This window comes from Nitratireductor sp. L15S-10, assembly GCF_045011005.1.
Taxonomy (GTDB): domain Bacteria; phylum Pseudomonadota; class Alphaproteobacteria; order Rhizobiales; family Rhizobiaceae; genus Nitratireductor.
This window is the reverse complement of record NZ_CP120674.1, coordinates 112,501-128,076: the sequence shown is the minus strand read 5'-3', so window position 1 is coordinate 128,076 and position 15,576 is coordinate 112,501. Positions and strand designations below refer to the sequence as shown.

Genomic DNA, 15,576 nt, shown 5'->3' with positions numbered 1-15,576 from the left:
AGGCAGACTTGTTAATTTCGGAGTGTCCATGAACGCGCAGACGCTGATGTCGGAGCTGGAAAAGCTTGTGTCGGAGGGCCGCAACCCGGACACGATGCAGATCGATCTTCAGCCGACAACCGAAATTCTGAACCTCATCAACGCCGCCGACAGGGATGTGCCGCTGGCTGTCGAAAAGGTGATCCCGCAGATCGCCGAGGCGGTCGACCGGATTGTCGAGGCGTTCCAGAACGGCGGAAGGCTCATCTATATGGGCGCGGGCACGAGCGGACGGCTCGGTGTGCTCGACGCTTCGGAATGCCCGCCCACCTTCAGCGTCCCCGAAGACATGGTGACCGGTGTGATCGCTGGCGGCGATCACGCATTGCGTCACGCTGTGGAAGGAGCAGAAGATGACCCGGCGCAGGGTCGTCAGGCGCTGGAAGAGCGCGGTCTGACAGCCAAGGATGTCGTGGTAGGCATCGCGGTGAGCGGCCGCACGCCCTATGTGATCGGTGGGCTGAATTACGCCAAAGAGATTGGTGCGACAACCGTTTCGCTGTCCTGCAATCCGGATTCGGCCATCGGTGCCATTGCCGACATCGCCATCGCGCCCGTGGTGGGGCCGGAAATCCTGACGGGCTCGACGCGGATGAAATCGGGCACGGCGCAGAAGCTCATCCTCAACATGCTCTCCACGGCGAGCATGATCCGGATGGGCAAGATCTATCAGAACCTGATGGTGGACGTTAACATCAGCAACCAGAAGCTCATGGCGCGCGCCTCGCGCATAGTCATGGAGGCAACGGGGTGTTCTGCTGATGAAGCCGAGACTTTGCTTGAACGCAGCGGCAATGATGTGAAGCTCGCCATCTTCATCGCGCTGACGGATATGGATGTAGCGGAAGCGCGCGCCGCCCTTGCAAGGGCTGGCGGGTTCTTGCGCAAGGCAATAAACGAAAGGCAGCAGCAAGCTGCAAACAGGTGAAGCAGCCATTTATGCGACCGTTCATTGGGCGGTTGCAGGCATCAAACGCTCTCGGAGGGAGAAGATCATGGGACAGTCTTTGATGAAGAAGTTCGCCACCTCGGTGGCATTTGCAGCCGCGCTTGGCGCGGCCACGGCGGTGGTGCCCGCATCGGCGGAGACGCTGCGCATGGCCTGGTCGCAGGATGCGACCGGCCTTGACCCGCACAAGCAGACGGCGTTTTCCTCGCTGCGTCTTCTGGAACTGGTTTATGAGCCGCTGGTGCGCCTCAATGCCGATCTGGAAATCGTTCCGGCCATTGCCGAATCCTGGGAGTTCTCCGAGGATGGCAAGACGCTGACCTTCAAGCTCGACGCGGATGCAAAATTCCAGAACGGCGAAAAGGTGACGCCGGCAGACGTGAAGGCTTCCTTCGAGCGCGTTCTGGATGAGGCCACGGGTGCAGCCGCACGCGCCAACTTCACCTCCATCGAGAGCATCGACACACCGGATGAGACCACCGTTGTCTTCAATCTGTCGCAGCCGGACGTTCCGATGCTGACGGCGATGACGGGCATCAACGCGGCAGTCGTTCCGGCGAGCGAGATCGAGGCCGGCACGATCGGCACGAAGGCGATCGGCTCCGGCCCGTTCAAGCTGGACAGCTGGGAGCCGAACCAGAAAGAGGTTCTGAGCGCCAACCCGGACTGGGCCGGCGGCGAAGTGAAGGTGGACGGCATCAACATTTCCGTTCTGCCGGACGAGACCGCCATTCTGGCGGCGCTGCGCACCAAGCAGGTGGATTTCGCCCTGATCAACGATCCGCTCGTGGCCACGCTGGTGCCGAACGAGGCGAGCCTGGAACTGAGCCGCACGCCGGTTCTTGCCTATCACGTGCTGCAGCTGAACCCGTCGCGCGAGCCGATGACGGAACTGGCCGTGCGTCAGGCGATCTCCTGCGCCATCGACCGCCAGGACGTGCTCGACACCGCGCTTCTGGGCGAGGGTGCGGTGACTGGCCCGCTGACCATGCCGGCTTACCGCTCTGATCCGGGCGCGCTGTTCTGCTATGAGCGCGACGTCGAAAAGGCCAAGCAGCTCATGGCCGAGGCCGGCTATGAAGACGGCTTCTCCGCGACGGTGATCGCCGCCACGGGCGAGCCGCCCACAGCCGCTGCCGAGGCGCAGGTCATCCAGTCACAGCTTGCCGAAATCGGAATCAAGCTCGACATCAAGATGATGGAGCTCAACGTTTATGTGGACACCTGGCTGAAGGGTGATTTCGACATGGCGGTGGCACTGAATGGCGGCCGCGCCGACCCCTATTCCATGTACAACCGCTACTGGACCAAGGACGGCAATCTCCAGCATGTCGCCAATTATATCGACGACACGCTGGACAGCCTGATGCAGGAAGGCCGCGTGGAGACCGACTTTGCCAAGCGCAAGGAGATCTTCTCGAAATTCGAGACGCATCTTGCGGAGGTTTCGCCGTGGATCTGGCTCTACACGGGCTACACCTACACCGCGCAGCAGAAGAACGTGAAAGGCTTCGTGCCTTCCCCGACCGGCACGCTGTTTGGCCTGACCGAGGTGAGCGTGGGCGAGTGATTGTGATGTGGGGCTGCACGTTCACGTGTGGCCCTGTTTTTCCCAAGCGACCTCGTGGTGCGTGGTGCGTGGTTCGACAAGCTCACCATGAGGGGTGTCGGTGCTAGCCCTCATGGTGAGCTTGTCGAGGGGCGAACCACGGGGGCGGCATGAAGGGCGCGGCCTTTAACACCAACCGCACAAGACGATTGCATCTGGAAGGACACGGAGTGAAAGCTTCATGAATTACCTGGCCCGAAGGCTGATGACCTTTCCATTGGTCATGCTCGGGGTGTCCATCCTCGTCTTCGTCTCGATCCGGCTGGTGCCGGGTGACGCCATCACCGCCATGCTGGGAACCGAGGCCGGGCTTCTGACGCCCGATCAGCGCGCGGCGCTTGAGGCCTATTTCGGCATCGATCAGGGCTGGTTCACGCAATACTGGCGCTGGCTCGCGGGTGCGGTTCAGGGCGACCTCGGCGTGTCCGTGACCTTCGGCAAGCCGGTGCTCGACGTGATCCTCGAGCGTTTTCCGCTGACGCTGGAACTGGCGCTTCTCTCCATGGTCATCGCGCTCGCCATCGGCCTGCCGGCGGGCATCTTCGCCGCCACGCGCAATGAAAAGCCGTCGGACCTCGCCGTGCGCATCTTCGCGATGATCGGCCAGTCGACGCCGAACTTCGTGTTCGCGCTTCTGGCGATCTACGTTCTGTCGGTCGGGTTCGGGGTGCTGCCGGCCATGGGCGAGTTCACGCCCTTCCTCGAAAATCCGCTGCGCAATCTGGGGCAAATGATCCTGCCGGCGCTGACGCTCGGCTTTGCCTTTGCGGCTGCCGTGACGCGCATTTCGCGCTCGGCCATGCTCGACATTCTGAGCGACGATTACATCCGCACCGCGCGCGCCAAGGGCGTGCCGGCGCGCAAGGTGATCTGGCGGCATGCGCTGCCCAACGCGCTGATCCCGGTGGTGACGCTGAGCGGCGTCGAGTTTGGCTATCTCCTGGGCGGCGCGGTGATCGTGGAACAGATTTTTGCACTGCCGGGCCTCGGTCGCATGGTGCTCGACGCCATCCTGCAGCGCGACTATGCGCTGGTGCAGGGCTCGGTCCTGTTCATCGCGCTCAACTTCATGATCGTGAATCTTCTGGTCGATCTCGCCTATGCGATGCTCGACCCGCGCATTCGGCTGGGGGCAAAGTAATGCAGTTGCTGCGCGCCATTTTCAGCCATTCGAGTGGCCGCATCGGCGGCGCCATCGTTGGCCTTTACATCATCATCGCCATTCTCGGGCTTCTCGGCATCACGCCGCATGACCCCCTGATGCAGTTCCGTGTCGACCGCCTTCATGCGCCCGACGCGACCTACTGGATGGGCACGGACCTGTTCGGTCGCGATGTGGCGAGCCGGTTGATGCTGGGCATCAGCCAGTCCTTCATCGTCGCCTTTGCCTCGGTGGCGCTGGCCGCCGTGGCGGGCATTGTGCTCGGTCTTGCGGCCGCATGGTTCGGCGGCTGGTGGGACGGCACGATCATGCGTTTCATGGACGTGCTTCTGGCCTTCCCGGCGATCCTTCTGGCGCTGCTCATCATCGCCATTGTGGGGCCTGGAACCTGGACCAGTGTGATGGCAATCGCCATCGTCTACACGCCGATCTTCACCCGCGTGGTTCGCGGGCCGGCGCTCTCCCTGAAGACGCGCGACTTCGTGGACGCCGCGCGCACTTTCGGTTCGAGCCGCAACTACATTCTGACCCGCCATCTGATGCTGAACCTCGTCGCGCCGCTGACGGTGCAGGTGACGCTGGCGCTCGCATGGGGCCTTCTGACGGAGGCAGGCCTGAGCTTTCTCGGTCTCGGCACACAGCCACCGGCCTCCTCGCTCGGCCTGATGCTGGCCGACAGCCGAAATCTGATGGAGATGGCGCCCTGGCTCCTGATCTTCCCGGGCATCGCGATCATGATCGGCATTCTCGGCTTCAACCTATTGGGGGATGCGCTGCGCGACATTCTCGATCCCAGGACGCGGAGGTCGGCCGCATGACATCGCTTCTGTCCGTTTCAAACCTGCGCGTCGGTTTTGGCCGCAAGCCCGAAGACAATGAAATCGTCCATGGCGTGAGCTTCGATCTGGCAGCCGGCGAGACGCTGGCCATCGTTGGCGAAAGCGGTTCGGGCAAATCCGTCACCGCGCTGTCGATCAACCGGCTGGTGGATTTCGGTGGCGGGCGTATTCTCGATGGCTCCATTCAATTCACCCGCGCGGACGGCAGCACGCTCGATCTGGCAGCAGCCGGCGAGCAGGAGCTGACGAAGATCCGCGGCGGCGAGATCGGCATGATCTTCCAGGAGCCGATGACCTCGCTCAACCCGGTTCTGACCATTGGAGAGCAGATCGAGGAATCGTTCCGCCTGCATCGTGGCCTGACCGGCCGGCAGGCGCGGGAAGCGGCGAAGGATGCGCTCGACCGCGTGCGCATTCCCGATGCCGCGCGACGCCTGAAATACTGTCCGCACCAGCTTTCGGGCGGAATGCTCCAGCGCGTGATGATCGCCACGGCCCTGTCGTGCAATCCGCGTCTTCTGATCGCGGATGAGCCCACCACGGCGCTCGACGTGACGGTACAGGCGCAGATCATGGCGCTTCTGGCCGAGCTGAAGCGCGAGACCGGCATGGGCATGATCTTCATCACCCATGACATCGGGCTGGTGGCCGGCATCGCCGACAAGGTGATGGTGATGCAGAATGGCGAGGCGGTGGAGCAGGGCCCGCTCGACGCGGTGCTCGATGCGCCGCAGCATCCCTATACGAAGCATCTTTTGAGCGCCGTGCCGCATTTCGAGGCCGGGCGCGCCACGCGCACCGACTATCGCCGGGCCGACAAGCCAAGTGCTGCGCCGGCGCTTGAAGTGGAAGGGCTGACGGTTCGCTTTCCGGTGACCGGCGGTCTCCTGCGCCGGCAGACCGGCGCGGTTCATGCGGTGGACGGGGTCGATTTCGACCTGATGCCGGGCGAGACGCTGGGTATTGTCGGCGAAAGCGGCTCGGGCAAATCGACCACGGCACGCGCCCTTCTGGGGCTGGTCGAGCCGACGCGCGGCACATTCTCCGCGAACACGAATGGCGCGGCGCGGCAGAGCGGCAAGCCGGTGCAGATGGTGTTCCAGAACCCCTATGCCTCGCTCAATCCGCGGCTTCGGGTGGACAGCATTCTGGCCGAGCCGGTGATTGCCGCCGGCGGCGGGCTGAACGGCGAAACGCAGGCGCGCATGCGCATGCTGCTCGACCGGGTGGGCCTGCCGGAGAATGCGCTGGAGCGCTATCCGCACGAGTTTTCCGGCGGCCAGCGGCAGCGCCTGTGCATCGCCCGCGCGCTGATGCTGAACCCGTCCGTGGTGGTGCTGGACGAAGCCGTCTCGGCGCTCGACGTTTCTGTGCAGGCCAAGGTGCTGGAACTCCTGGTGGACCTGCAGCGCGAGTTCGGCCTTGCCTATCTCTTCGTCTCGCACGACATGGCGGTGGTGGAGCGCATCGCGCACCGCATCGCAGTGGTCTATGCGGGGCAGATCGTCGAGATCGGCGATGCGGCATCGGTTCTTTCCGATCCGAAACACGCCTATACGAAACGGCTGATCTCGGCGGTGCCGAGCGTCGACCGGCGCAAGGAGACCTTCGAGGTGGACACGCGGCAGGTGCCCTCGCTGGTGCGGCCACTGGGCTTTGAGCCGGAGCTGGCCAACTGGCAGAGTTTTGGTCCCGACCACATGGCGCGGGCGGAGGCATGAGCATGACGGACACGCCCGGATTTGCGCCGCGCTTCGAGCGCGCCTTTTCCCTGCTGAACGCTTCGGTGGAGGCGGGGCGCATTCCCGGCGGGGTGCTCGGCGTGATCGACCGGGATGGCGGGCGCATGGTGCGCGCCACCGGCTTCGCGCAGCGCGTGCCGCATGAGCGTGAAATGCGCACCGACACCTGGTTCGATCTCGCATCGCTGACCAAGGTGATCTTCACCACCACGCGCATTCTCCAACTGGCGAAAGAGGGCGTGATCGATCTCGATGCGCCGCTCACCACGCTTCTGCCGGATCTGCGCCAGTATGATCCGGGCGCATGGGAACGGCAGGTGACGTTTCGCCAGTGCCTCGGCCACCAGACACCGTTTCCGGCGGTGGAGCCGATCTACACCTATGGCCGCGATGCGGATCTGCTGCGCGCCTTCATTCTCCAGCGGCGCTGGGAAAAGGGCCCGCCGGTCTATTCCGACATCAATTTCATTCTGCTCGGCTTCGCGCTGGAGCGACTTGAAGGCAAGCGGCTGCGCGATTTCGATCCGGGGCCGGGCTTCGCCTTTGCCGCCGATCCCGAAAAGACGGCGGCGACCGAGGACTGCACATGGCGGCACCGGGTGCTGTGCGGCGAGGTCCATGACGACAATTGTTCAGCGCTTGAGGGCGCGGGGCATGCCGGACTGTTCGGCACGGCAGATGCGGTGCTCGATTTCGCGGCCGGGCTTTTTGCGGGCGACACGGAAGGTGATGAGACGGTGGCGCTGATGCGCACGCCGCTTTCCGAAAAGCGCACCCACGGCTGGGAACGGCCATATGACAACTGGCCCGGCGGGGCGCTGGCCAGCGCCGGCACCATAGGCCATACGGGTTTCACGGGAACAGGGCTGTGGGTCGATTTCGACAATGGCCTTGCATGGACCCTTCTCACCAACCGCATACATCCGACCCGGCATTTCGACAGCGGCATCGCTGCGCTGCGACAGGCGGTCGGCGATTGCATGAACGCAGGATAGGAACGCACATGGCTGAAGGATTCGAACCGATCTGGGCTGTCGGCCTGATGACCGGAACCGTGCTCGACGGAAACATCGACGTGGCGCTTCTGAAAACGGACGGCGAGCGCATCGAAGCGTTCGGCGCTTACACGCTGGCGCCCTATCCACAATCGACGCGCGACCTTCTGGAAGAAACGCTGCAACAGGCGCGGGCGTGGAATTTTAAAGGCGATGAACCGGCGATCTTCGCCGAGGCGGAAGAGGTTTTGACGCGTGCGCAGTCAGAGGCCGTGCGAGAGCTGGTGGAAAGCCATGGCCTCACCATGGCCGATATCGGCGCGGTCGGTTTCCACGGGCAGACAGTTCTGCACCGTGCGCCGCAGGAAGGGCGTCTCGGCGAGACGCGGCAGCTCGGCGACGGCGTGCTGATGCATTCCATTCTGGGCTGTCCGGTGGTCTATGATTTTCGCTCGGCGGACATGCGCGCCGGCGGGCAGGGGGCGCCGCTTTCGGCAGCCTATCACGCAGCGCTCTTGCGCGATGTGGATTCGAGCGGTGAGACAGCGGTGCTCAATCTGGGCGGTGTGGCCAATGTAACCTGGTGGGATGGTGCGGACCGGATGATCGCGTTCGACACTGGCCCGGCCAATGCGCCGATCAACGATTTCGTCAAGGCACACGGGCTTGGCGAGATGGACCGCGACGGCGCGCTTGCCGCTTCCGGCACGGTGGACGAGGCGCGGCTGGCGGAGCTTTTGAAGCATCCCTATCTCACCGCGCCCTACCCGAAATCGCTCGATCGGTTCGACTTCGGCGCCTCCATGGCGGACGGGCTCGATGCCAAGACGGGCGCTGCGACGCTGACGGCCTTCACCGCATCGGCGGTCGGCAAGGCGCTCGATCTTCTGCCGGTTCGGCCTAAGCGGCTTCTTGTGTGCGGCGGTGGCCGGCACAACCCGACCATTATGAAGATGCTGGGGGAACGCGCCGGCGTGGAAGCAGCCCCCGCCGAAACAGTGGGCTGGCGCGGCGACGCCATCGAGGCCGAGTGCTTCGCTTTTCTGGCGGCGCGCGTGCTGCGCGACCTGCCGATCAGCTTCCCGACGACGACGGGCGCGCCCGAGCCGCTGCGCGGCGGAAAGATCGCCCGTTAATCGCTGGCCGCTGGGTTGAGCCGCTTCTGAAGAAAGATGCGGCTGCGGCCTTTCGGAAAGTCTTTCATCCGGCCGAACTCTTTATAGCCCTGGCGCGTATATACCTTTTCCGCGCCAGGATTGAATGTGTCGATGTAGGCTCCGTGGCAGCCGCGGCGCTCTGCCTCTTCTTCCGCCGCAGTCAGCATGCGCCCGGCCATGCCCTGCCCGCGCAGGCTTTCATCCACCCACAGTTTCTGAACGTAGAGCCAGCCCCATGCGGTGTAGCCGGAAATGCCGGCGACCACCGCACCGCGTTCATCGCGAACGAGGATGGCAAGTGTGGCCTTTTCCGAAGGGCCGACATCGGCGTCGTTGAATGCGGCGAGTTCGGTTTCCACCCGTGCGAGCGCCGCCTCATCCGGTGTATCGGTGATTTCGATTGTCACGCTCATGATGCTCCCGCCTCTCCGAAAAAAGTGCCGACTGTTCTAACCGTCGGGCTGGAAACGGCAAGGCGCGGAGAGAGCGAAAATCAGCCCACCCAGGCGGCGATTTCCGGATCGGCCAGAATGGCACTCATGCGCGCTTCGCAATCGTCGACCAGGGGGGCCAATGGCAAGCGCGTCGGACCGCAGTCGACCCCGCGCAGGCGGAGTGCGGCCTTCATGCCCGGCAGCACGCCGGTCTCCATCAGGGTTTCTACGAAGCACTGCGAGATCGTCTGCAGTTCCTGGGCTCGCTCCAGCGAACCCTTCTTCACCGCCTCGTTGAGCGCTGCATAGAGCCTGCCGAGCAGATTGTAGGTGGTTCCGATGCCACCATGCGCGCCCATGACCGCGCCTGACAGATAGACTTCGTCAAAACCGAAGAAAAAGGTCTTTTCGGGAAACCGTCGCCGCAGGGTGGCAAACTTGAAGAGGTCCATCGAGGTGAACTTGATGCCACCGACGCCGGGGAGGGTGAGAATGCGGCCGAGCAGGTCAAGACTGAAGGGACGTCCCGTGCGGACCGGCACCTCATAGACAATGAGCGGCAGGTCGGTGGCGGCTGACAGCGCTTCGTAATAGGCGAAAATCTCGCGATCCGAAAAAGGGTAGGAATGCGGCGGCAGGGCCGAAAGACCATGGTAGCCGAGTTTCTGGGCGTTCTGTGCGAGCCGGATCGAATCGCGAAGATTGGGAACGCCCACATGCGCGATCAGTGTTGCGGCGGAGTCTCGCACATCTTCAGCGACGACCGCCTGCTGCGCCAGAAGTTCATCAACGCCCAGTAGCCCCGATTCGCCGCTGCTGCCGCCGACATAAAGCCCGTCGAGCCCCTGCCCCAGCACATAGGCATCGATCGCCTTCTGGCGCGCCGGGTCGAAATCGCCCGTATCGCTGAGGCCGGTGAGGAGGGCGGCATACATGCCCGCCAGCGGATTGGTCATGCGGCTATTCCTTGCATTCTGGAAGCGGCGTTCTTGTCCTGCCTGCTGTGGAATCGTCTCTTTGGCAGGCTGGATCAGCATAGAAGGGGATTTTTGTTTGACAAGAAATATGTTTGGTAATACCAAAATATCAGTTTGGATAAGCAGCTCTGCCGCACAGGCGTGAAGGCGGGGCCCAGCCGGAGTGAGAAACGTGTCCGCTGCCCAGCCGGAAGAAATGGTGGAAACACGGCGTGTGTCCGATGAGATCGCCGAAGCGTTGATCGAGGAGGCGCGCGAGGGGCGGCTCGAAACTGGCGCATTTCTCCCGACCGAGCGCGAGCTTTGTGAACGCTTTTCCGCTTCGCGCCCAACGGTGCGTGCAGCGCTGCAGCAGATGCAGGCGCGCGGCTATGCGGAGGCCGGTGCGGGGCGGCGCCCGCGTGTGGCGCGTCCCTCCCTGCAGACGGTGCTGCAACTGGCCGGCGATCATATCCGTGACATTTTCGGCGATGCGGAAAGCGGCGCGCATCTCGAGCAGATGCGTCAGTTCATTGAAGCGGGCGCAGCACGCGAGGCCACCAAGCGTGCCGACAATGTGCAGATCGCAAAGCTGCGTGCGGCGCTGGAAGAAAACTTCGAGGCGATCGGAACTCCCGAATTCGCGCGCACGGATATCGCCTTTCACCGTGTACTCGTGTCCGTAGTCGGAAATCCGGTGATCCTTAGCCTGCATGACATGTTCGTCAGCGCCATGCTTGCGCAGCGGCCGCCAACGGATGACCCGGCCAAGCACGACACGGTGGCCTATGAAGAACACCGGGCGATCTATCAGGCCATCATCGATGGCGACATGATCACCGCGACGGATGTCATGGACCGACACCTGGCGCGCTCCTATCGCGCGCGGCTGAAAAGCCCGCGGAAGGTCTCCGACTACTTCCAGAAAGAAGAAGACAAGACTGACTGACCTGGCAGGCCGGGAAGCCTGTTCAACATTCCAAGGGAGGATTGCATGAAACTGATTTCGAAACTGATGCTCGGCGCGGCAGCGCTCGCCCTCAGCTCCGCTACACTGCAGGCGAAGGAACTGACCTTCGGCATGCAGGACAACGAGGTCTCGAATGTCTATCGCGGCGCGCAGGCGTTTCAGGAAAAACTTGCCGAGATTTCGGGCGGCGAAATGACGGTGAAAATCTTCCCGTCCTCGCAGCTGGGCGACTTCAAGGCCATGGTGGCACAGGTTCAGGCCGGCGAGCTCGACATGGTCATGACCGGCTATCCGGACATGAGCTATGTCATCCCCGAGCTGAAGCTGATTGGCGCGCCCTATGTCGTGCGCGATTTCGACCATCTGCAGAAGATCGTTGCGGGCCCGTGGGGCCAGAAGATGGATGAGAAATTTGCCGCACAGGGCATCGAGCTCCTCGACACCTGGTATTACGGCACCCGCCAGACCACATCCAACAAGGCGATCGAATCCATGGACGACATGAAGGGCCTGCGCATGCGCACGCCGAACGTGCCGTTCCTCATCGCCTATGCCGAGAATGTGGGCGCGACGCCGGCGCCGGTGGCGTTTCAGGAGGTTTATCTCGCACTCCAGACCAACCAGGTGGATGCCGAAGAAAACCCCCTGCCGACCATCGAGGCGATGAAGTTCTACGAGGTGCAGAGCCACATCGCGCTCACCAACCACTTTGTGGCGTCCTCGGCGGTGCAGATTTCCAAATCGGTCTGGGATGGCCTGTCCGATCAGGAGAAGGAATGGGTGCAGACGGCTGTCGAGGCCGGTGGCGACGTCTCCGACGAACTGACCTTCAAGGCCGAAAAGGACTTGCTGGAAACCTTCAAGGAGCGCGGCCTGACCATTACCGAGCCTGATCTCGAGCCCTTCCGCGCCGCCATGAAGCCTTATTATGACGAGCTCGAAGCCGAGTTCGGCGAAGGGTCGATTGCCGAAGTCATCGGCGACTGAAACATGGGGCGGGGCGCTGGCCCCGCTGCCTTTCCCTCGATAGCTGGGGTCATCGCATGTCGTTTCTGCGCAGATACAGCCTTGAAGGCTGTGTCGCTTCCATTCTCTTCATTGTTCTGTTTGGCGTGCTCCTGATCCAGATCTTTGGCCGCACGCCGCTGTTCACCGGGCCGGTCTGGACCGAGGAAGCGGCGCGCTGGCTCTGGGTATGGATGGCCTTCATCGGCATTGCCGAGGTGGAGCGCCAGAACGGTCAGCTGCGCATGGGCTTTATCGCGGACGCCCTGCCGCTCTCGGGGCGTCGTTTGCTCTTTATCCTGATTGACGTGGTTTATCTGGCGATCGTCGCCCATCTTGTCTGGATCTCCTACAAGACCGTTCTGCGCACCTGGAACAATGAAGCGGTGACGCTGCCCATGAGCGATGCGGTTCTCTATACATCCGGGCTCGTGGCCTCGGTCCTCATTCTGCATCGCATTGCGCGACGGCTCGTCATGCTCGGACGCGGCGGGCTCGTACGCGGCGGGGATGCCGGGGAGGTCCACCAATGATCCTCGCAACGATCGGTGCCGCCTGGCTCGTCATGGTGCTGGTGGGTGTGCCCATCGGCGTGGCCATGATCTTCGTCTCGATGGGCTATTTTTATTATTCGGGCATGGGCATTTCCTTTGCCATGCAGCGCATGGTGGATGGGCTGAACAGCTTCCCGCTGCTCGCCGTCCCGCTCTTCATCCTGGCGGCGGCGATCCTCAATTCGGCAGGCATCACCCGTCACCTCTTCGGTTTTGCGCGTGCGCTGGTGGGGCACATCACGGGTGGGCTCGGCCATGTGAACGTGCTCGCCTCGCTCTTCTTCTCCGGCATGTCCGGCTCGGCGCTTGCCGATGCGGGCGGGCTCGGCAAGATGGAAATCGAATCCATGCGCGAGGCCGGCTATGACGACGATTTCTCCGGCGCCGTCACTGCCGCCTCGTCGATGATCGGCCCGCTGGTGCCGCCTTCCATCACCATGGTGCTTTACGGCGTGGTGTCGAACACCTCGATCGGGCGGCTGTTTCTGGGCGGCATCGTGCCCGGCGTCCTGTGCGCGGCCTCGCTCATGGTCATGGTCTATGTGCTGGCCAGACAGCGCAACTATCCGCGTGACGCATGGCAGGGCGTGGGCAATGTCGGCGTGCTGTTCGTGAAGTCGTTCCCGGCGCTCGCCACGCCTTTTGTCATCGTTGGCGGCATTTTCAGCGGTCTGTTCTCGCCCACGGAAGCGGCGGCGGTGACCGTGCTCTATGCCATCCTGATCGATCTTGTTTTCTACCGCGAACTGACCCTGAAACGGCTCTGGGATGCAATCTACGAGACGACAACCACTTCCGCCTCCATCGCAACGATCGTCGCAGGCGTGGGGCTGCTCGGCTTCATCCTCGCGCGCGAGCAGGCGCCGCAGCAGATCACCCAGCTTTTCCTGACACTGACCGATGGACCGCTCAGCTTTCTCATCGCTGTCAATCTGATGATCTTCCTGCTTGGCTGCTTCATCGAATCGCTGGTGATTCTCCTGATCGTGGTGCCGATCCTTGTGCCTGTGGCGATGGGATATGGCATCGACCCGATCCATTTCGGCATCATCGTGGTGCTGAACCTGATGATCTCGATCCTCACCCCGCCCATGGGCATGGCGCTGTTCGTGGTGGCGCAGGTGGGCAACGTGCCCTACCACCGGCTGGCCCGGGCGATCCTGCCCTGGCTCATCCCGCCGTTTGCGGTGCTTATTCTGGTTTGCGCGTTCCCCATTCTGGCAACCGGACTGCCGAGCCTGATGGATTGAGGTTCGTTTCGACAGGCCGCAAAAAATTTCGCATGGTGGTGTCGAATCCGGTCGTACGAAAACGACCATGGGCGTTCGAAGCGCTCATCAAGGAGAGACACCATGCGCTATGCCTGCCTTATCTATTACGATCCGAAGGTGCTTTTCGGCGGAAGCCCGGAAGCGAATGCAGCACTGGGCCAATGCGCCGGCTATGACGAGAAGCTGAAGGAAACGGGCCATTTCGTCATGGGCGAGGCACTGGAACTGCCCGAGACGGCCATGACCGTTCAGATTCGTGACGGCAAGATGTCGGCAGTGGACGGCCCCTTCATGGAAACGCGGGACATGCTTGGCGGCATCGTGCTCGTGGAGGCGCCGGACCTCAACGACGCCGTGCGCGCCATCAGCGGCCATCCGCTGGCGAAGATCGGTTCCATCGAAGTCCGCCCGCTCGTGGACTTCTCGAGCCCGCCGCCGCAACTGTGACCGAGGTGGAGGCACGCGCCGCTCTCGAAGCGGTTTACCGCAATGAGAAGCGGCGCGTGCTTGCCACGCTCATTCGCCTGCTCGGCAGCTTCGACGCGGCGGAAGAGGCGCTCCAAGAGGCCTTTGCCGCCGCGGCGAAGAGATGGCCAGGCGAGGGTGTGCCAGCCAATCCCTATTCCTGGCTGGTTTCCACCGGCCGTTTCAAGACTGTGGATCGCTGGCGGCGACAGGCGCGGCTTGCAAACGCCCTGCCGCAGCTTGCCCTTCTGGCCGACCCGGCATCCGAACCAGCCATTCCCGAGCACATCCGCGACGACGAATTGCGGCTGATCTTCACCTGCTGCCATCCGGATCTTCCAGCCGACGCCCGCGTCGCGCTGACACTGCGGGAGGTGGGCGGGCTGACGACTGAGGAGATTGCCCGCGCCTACCTCACCCGCGCCCCGACGATCGCGCAGCGGATCGTGCGCGCCAAGGCGAAACTTCGCGATGAGGCCATACCCTTCGAAATCCCGGCTCCAGCCGAACTGCCCACGCGGATCGAGAGCGTTCTGCGCGTGATCTATCTCATCTTCAATGAGGGCTATGCGGCTACGGCTGGGGCGGAGCTGACGCGCGCAGACCTCTCTGCGGAAGCAATCAGACTTGGCTGGCTGATGGCAGGGCTTATGGACGACCCCGAGGTGAAGGGTCTTCTCGCGCTCATGCTCCTTCATGAAGCACGGCGCGAAAGCCGGGTCGATGCGGCGGGAGATATTGTTCTTCTGGAAGAGCAGGACCGTTCGCTCTGGGATCGTGCCATGATCGATGAGGCGCGGGCGCTGATCAACCAGGCGCTCACGGTTGGACGGCTCGGCCCCTATCTTCTGCAGGCGGCCATCGCCGGCGAACATGCTGCGGCAGCCAGCACCGAAACGACGGACTGGCGGCAGGTCGTCTCGCTCTACGATATACTGGCACTGGTTGATCCGTCGCCGGTCGTGGCACTCAACCGGGCCGCCGCGATCAGCATGCGCGATGGAGCGGAGACAGGACTTGCCGCCATTGACGCCGCGATGGCTGATGGTGATCTCGACGCCTATCACTTGGCCCATGCGGCCCGCGCCGACATGCTGCGCCGCCTGGGGCGGGATGGCGAGGCGAAGAATGCCTATCGTCGCGCACTGGCCCTGGCCCGCCAGTCGGCAGAGCGCCGGTTTCTGGAAAGGCGGCTGGCCGAGCTCGAATAAAACCGGTTTTGGGCGCGGCCAGGAGGTGTTTCAGCCGGGTATCGGGGAGCCGTGGGCTCCCGCGCGGACCCGCCGTCACAGGACCGGCAGAAATTTTGCCGGCGTGCTCTGGAAAAACCCTCAAAACAAAGGCTTTCGAGCGAAATCGGGCCTGTGAATGAAAGCCTGTAAAGCTTATAAATCAATACCTTGCCATCATATGAAGGGCGTGGTTTCCG

15 protein-coding genes are annotated in these 15,576 nt (G+C 63.0%); 13 read left to right on the top strand and 2 right to left on the bottom strand.

The window, feature by feature from the left end; all coding sequences use genetic code 11:
• Positions 1–28 precede the first annotated feature (28 nt).
• The 7 genes from murQ to P2W41_RS00555 all read left to right on the top strand — a co-directional run bounded on the left by murQ (position 29) and on the right by P2W41_RS00555 (position 8,471).
• Positions 29–967: an N-acetylmuramic acid 6-phosphate etherase gene (gene murQ, locus P2W41_RS00585; protein ID WP_292898432.1), complete on the top strand. Its 939-nt coding sequence runs from the start codon at positions 29–31 to the stop codon at positions 965–967.
• 67 nt (positions 968–1,034) lie between these two features.
• Positions 1,035–2,558, top strand: a complete 1,524-nt coding sequence (locus P2W41_RS00580) for an ABC transporter substrate-binding protein (protein WP_404934009.1) — start codon at positions 1,035–1,037, stop codon at positions 2,556–2,558.
• A 220-nt stretch (positions 2,559–2,778) separates the two neighbouring features.
• A complete protein-coding gene (locus tag P2W41_RS00575; protein WP_090329059.1) occupies positions 2,779–3,738 on the top strand; it encodes an ABC transporter permease in 960 nt (319 codons plus the stop codon).
• On the top strand, positions 3,738–4,577 hold the full coding sequence (locus tag P2W41_RS00570; protein WP_292898435.1) for an ABC transporter permease: 840 nt from the start codon (positions 3,738–3,740) through the stop codon (positions 4,575–4,577). The genes P2W41_RS00575 and P2W41_RS00570 overlap by 1 nt, the downstream gene beginning before the upstream one ends.
• Positions 4,574–6,319, top strand: coding sequence for an ABC transporter ATP-binding protein (locus P2W41_RS00565; protein WP_404934008.1), 1,746 nt, complete (start codon positions 4,574–4,576; stop codon positions 6,317–6,319). Before P2W41_RS00570 ends, P2W41_RS00565 begins: the two co-directional genes overlap by 4 nt.
• A 2-nt stretch (positions 6,320–6,321) precedes the next feature.
• Positions 6,322–7,335 (top strand): serine hydrolase domain-containing protein, encoded by a 1,014-nt coding sequence (locus tag P2W41_RS00560; RefSeq protein ID WP_404934007.1) that lies wholly within the window; start codon positions 6,322–6,324, stop codon positions 7,333–7,335.
• 8 nt (positions 7,336–7,343) lie between these two features.
• Entirely contained in the window at positions 7,344–8,471 is a 1,128-nt protein-coding gene (locus P2W41_RS00555; protein ID WP_404934006.1) for an anhydro-N-acetylmuramic acid kinase, read from the top strand.
• Here P2W41_RS00555 and P2W41_RS00550 read toward each other — a convergent pair.
• Both P2W41_RS00550 and P2W41_RS00545 read right to left on the bottom strand, forming a co-directional pair.
• The gene (locus P2W41_RS00550) at positions 8,468–8,905 is read right to left on the bottom strand and encodes a GNAT family N-acetyltransferase (RefSeq protein WP_404934005.1); all 438 of its coding nucleotides are present in this window, start codon (positions 8,903–8,905) and stop codon (positions 8,468–8,470) included. The two genes, P2W41_RS00555 and P2W41_RS00550, sit on opposite strands and share 4 nt — an antisense overlap.
• A gap of 80 nt (positions 8,906–8,985) precedes the next feature.
• Entirely contained in the window at positions 8,986–9,882 is an 897-nt protein-coding gene (locus P2W41_RS00545; RefSeq protein WP_404934004.1) for a dihydrodipicolinate synthase family protein, read from the bottom strand.
• Positions 9,883–10,075: 193 nt separating this feature from the next.
• Here P2W41_RS00545 and P2W41_RS00540 point away from each other — a divergent pair, with 193 nt between their 5' ends.
• The 6 genes from P2W41_RS00540 to P2W41_RS00515 all read left to right on the top strand — a co-directional run bounded on the left by P2W41_RS00540 (position 10,076) and on the right by P2W41_RS00515 (position 15,358).
• Positions 10,076–10,831 carry an FCD domain-containing protein gene (locus P2W41_RS00540; RefSeq protein WP_292898441.1) on the top strand — a complete coding sequence of 252 codons (756 nt, stop codon included), beginning with the start codon at positions 10,076–10,078 and terminating at the stop codon, positions 10,829–10,831.
• 45 nt (positions 10,832–10,876) lie between these two features.
• Positions 10,877–11,839 carry a sialic acid TRAP transporter substrate-binding protein SiaP gene (locus P2W41_RS00535; RefSeq protein ID WP_292898442.1) on the top strand — a complete coding sequence of 321 codons (963 nt, stop codon included), beginning with the start codon at positions 10,877–10,879 and terminating at the stop codon, positions 11,837–11,839.
• 56 nt (positions 11,840–11,895) lie between these two features.
• Positions 11,896–12,390, top strand: a complete 495-nt coding sequence (locus tag P2W41_RS00530; protein WP_404934003.1) for a TRAP transporter small permease — start codon at positions 11,896–11,898, stop codon at positions 12,388–12,390.
• Positions 12,387–13,661, top strand: coding sequence for a TRAP transporter large permease (locus P2W41_RS00525; protein ID WP_025031153.1), 1,275 nt, complete (start codon positions 12,387–12,389; stop codon positions 13,659–13,661). The genes P2W41_RS00530 and P2W41_RS00525 overlap by 4 nt, the downstream gene beginning before the upstream one ends.
• A gap of 102 nt (positions 13,662–13,763) precedes the next feature.
• Positions 13,764–14,129 (top strand): YciI family protein, encoded by a 366-nt coding sequence (locus P2W41_RS00520; RefSeq protein ID WP_007010531.1) that lies wholly within the window; start codon positions 13,764–13,766, stop codon positions 14,127–14,129.
• A complete protein-coding gene (locus tag P2W41_RS00515) occupies positions 14,126–15,358 on the top strand; it encodes an RNA polymerase sigma factor (protein ID WP_404934002.1) in 1,233 nt (410 codons plus the stop codon). Before P2W41_RS00520 ends, P2W41_RS00515 begins: the two co-directional genes overlap by 4 nt.
• The last annotated feature ends 218 nt before the right edge of the window (positions 15,359–15,576 follow it).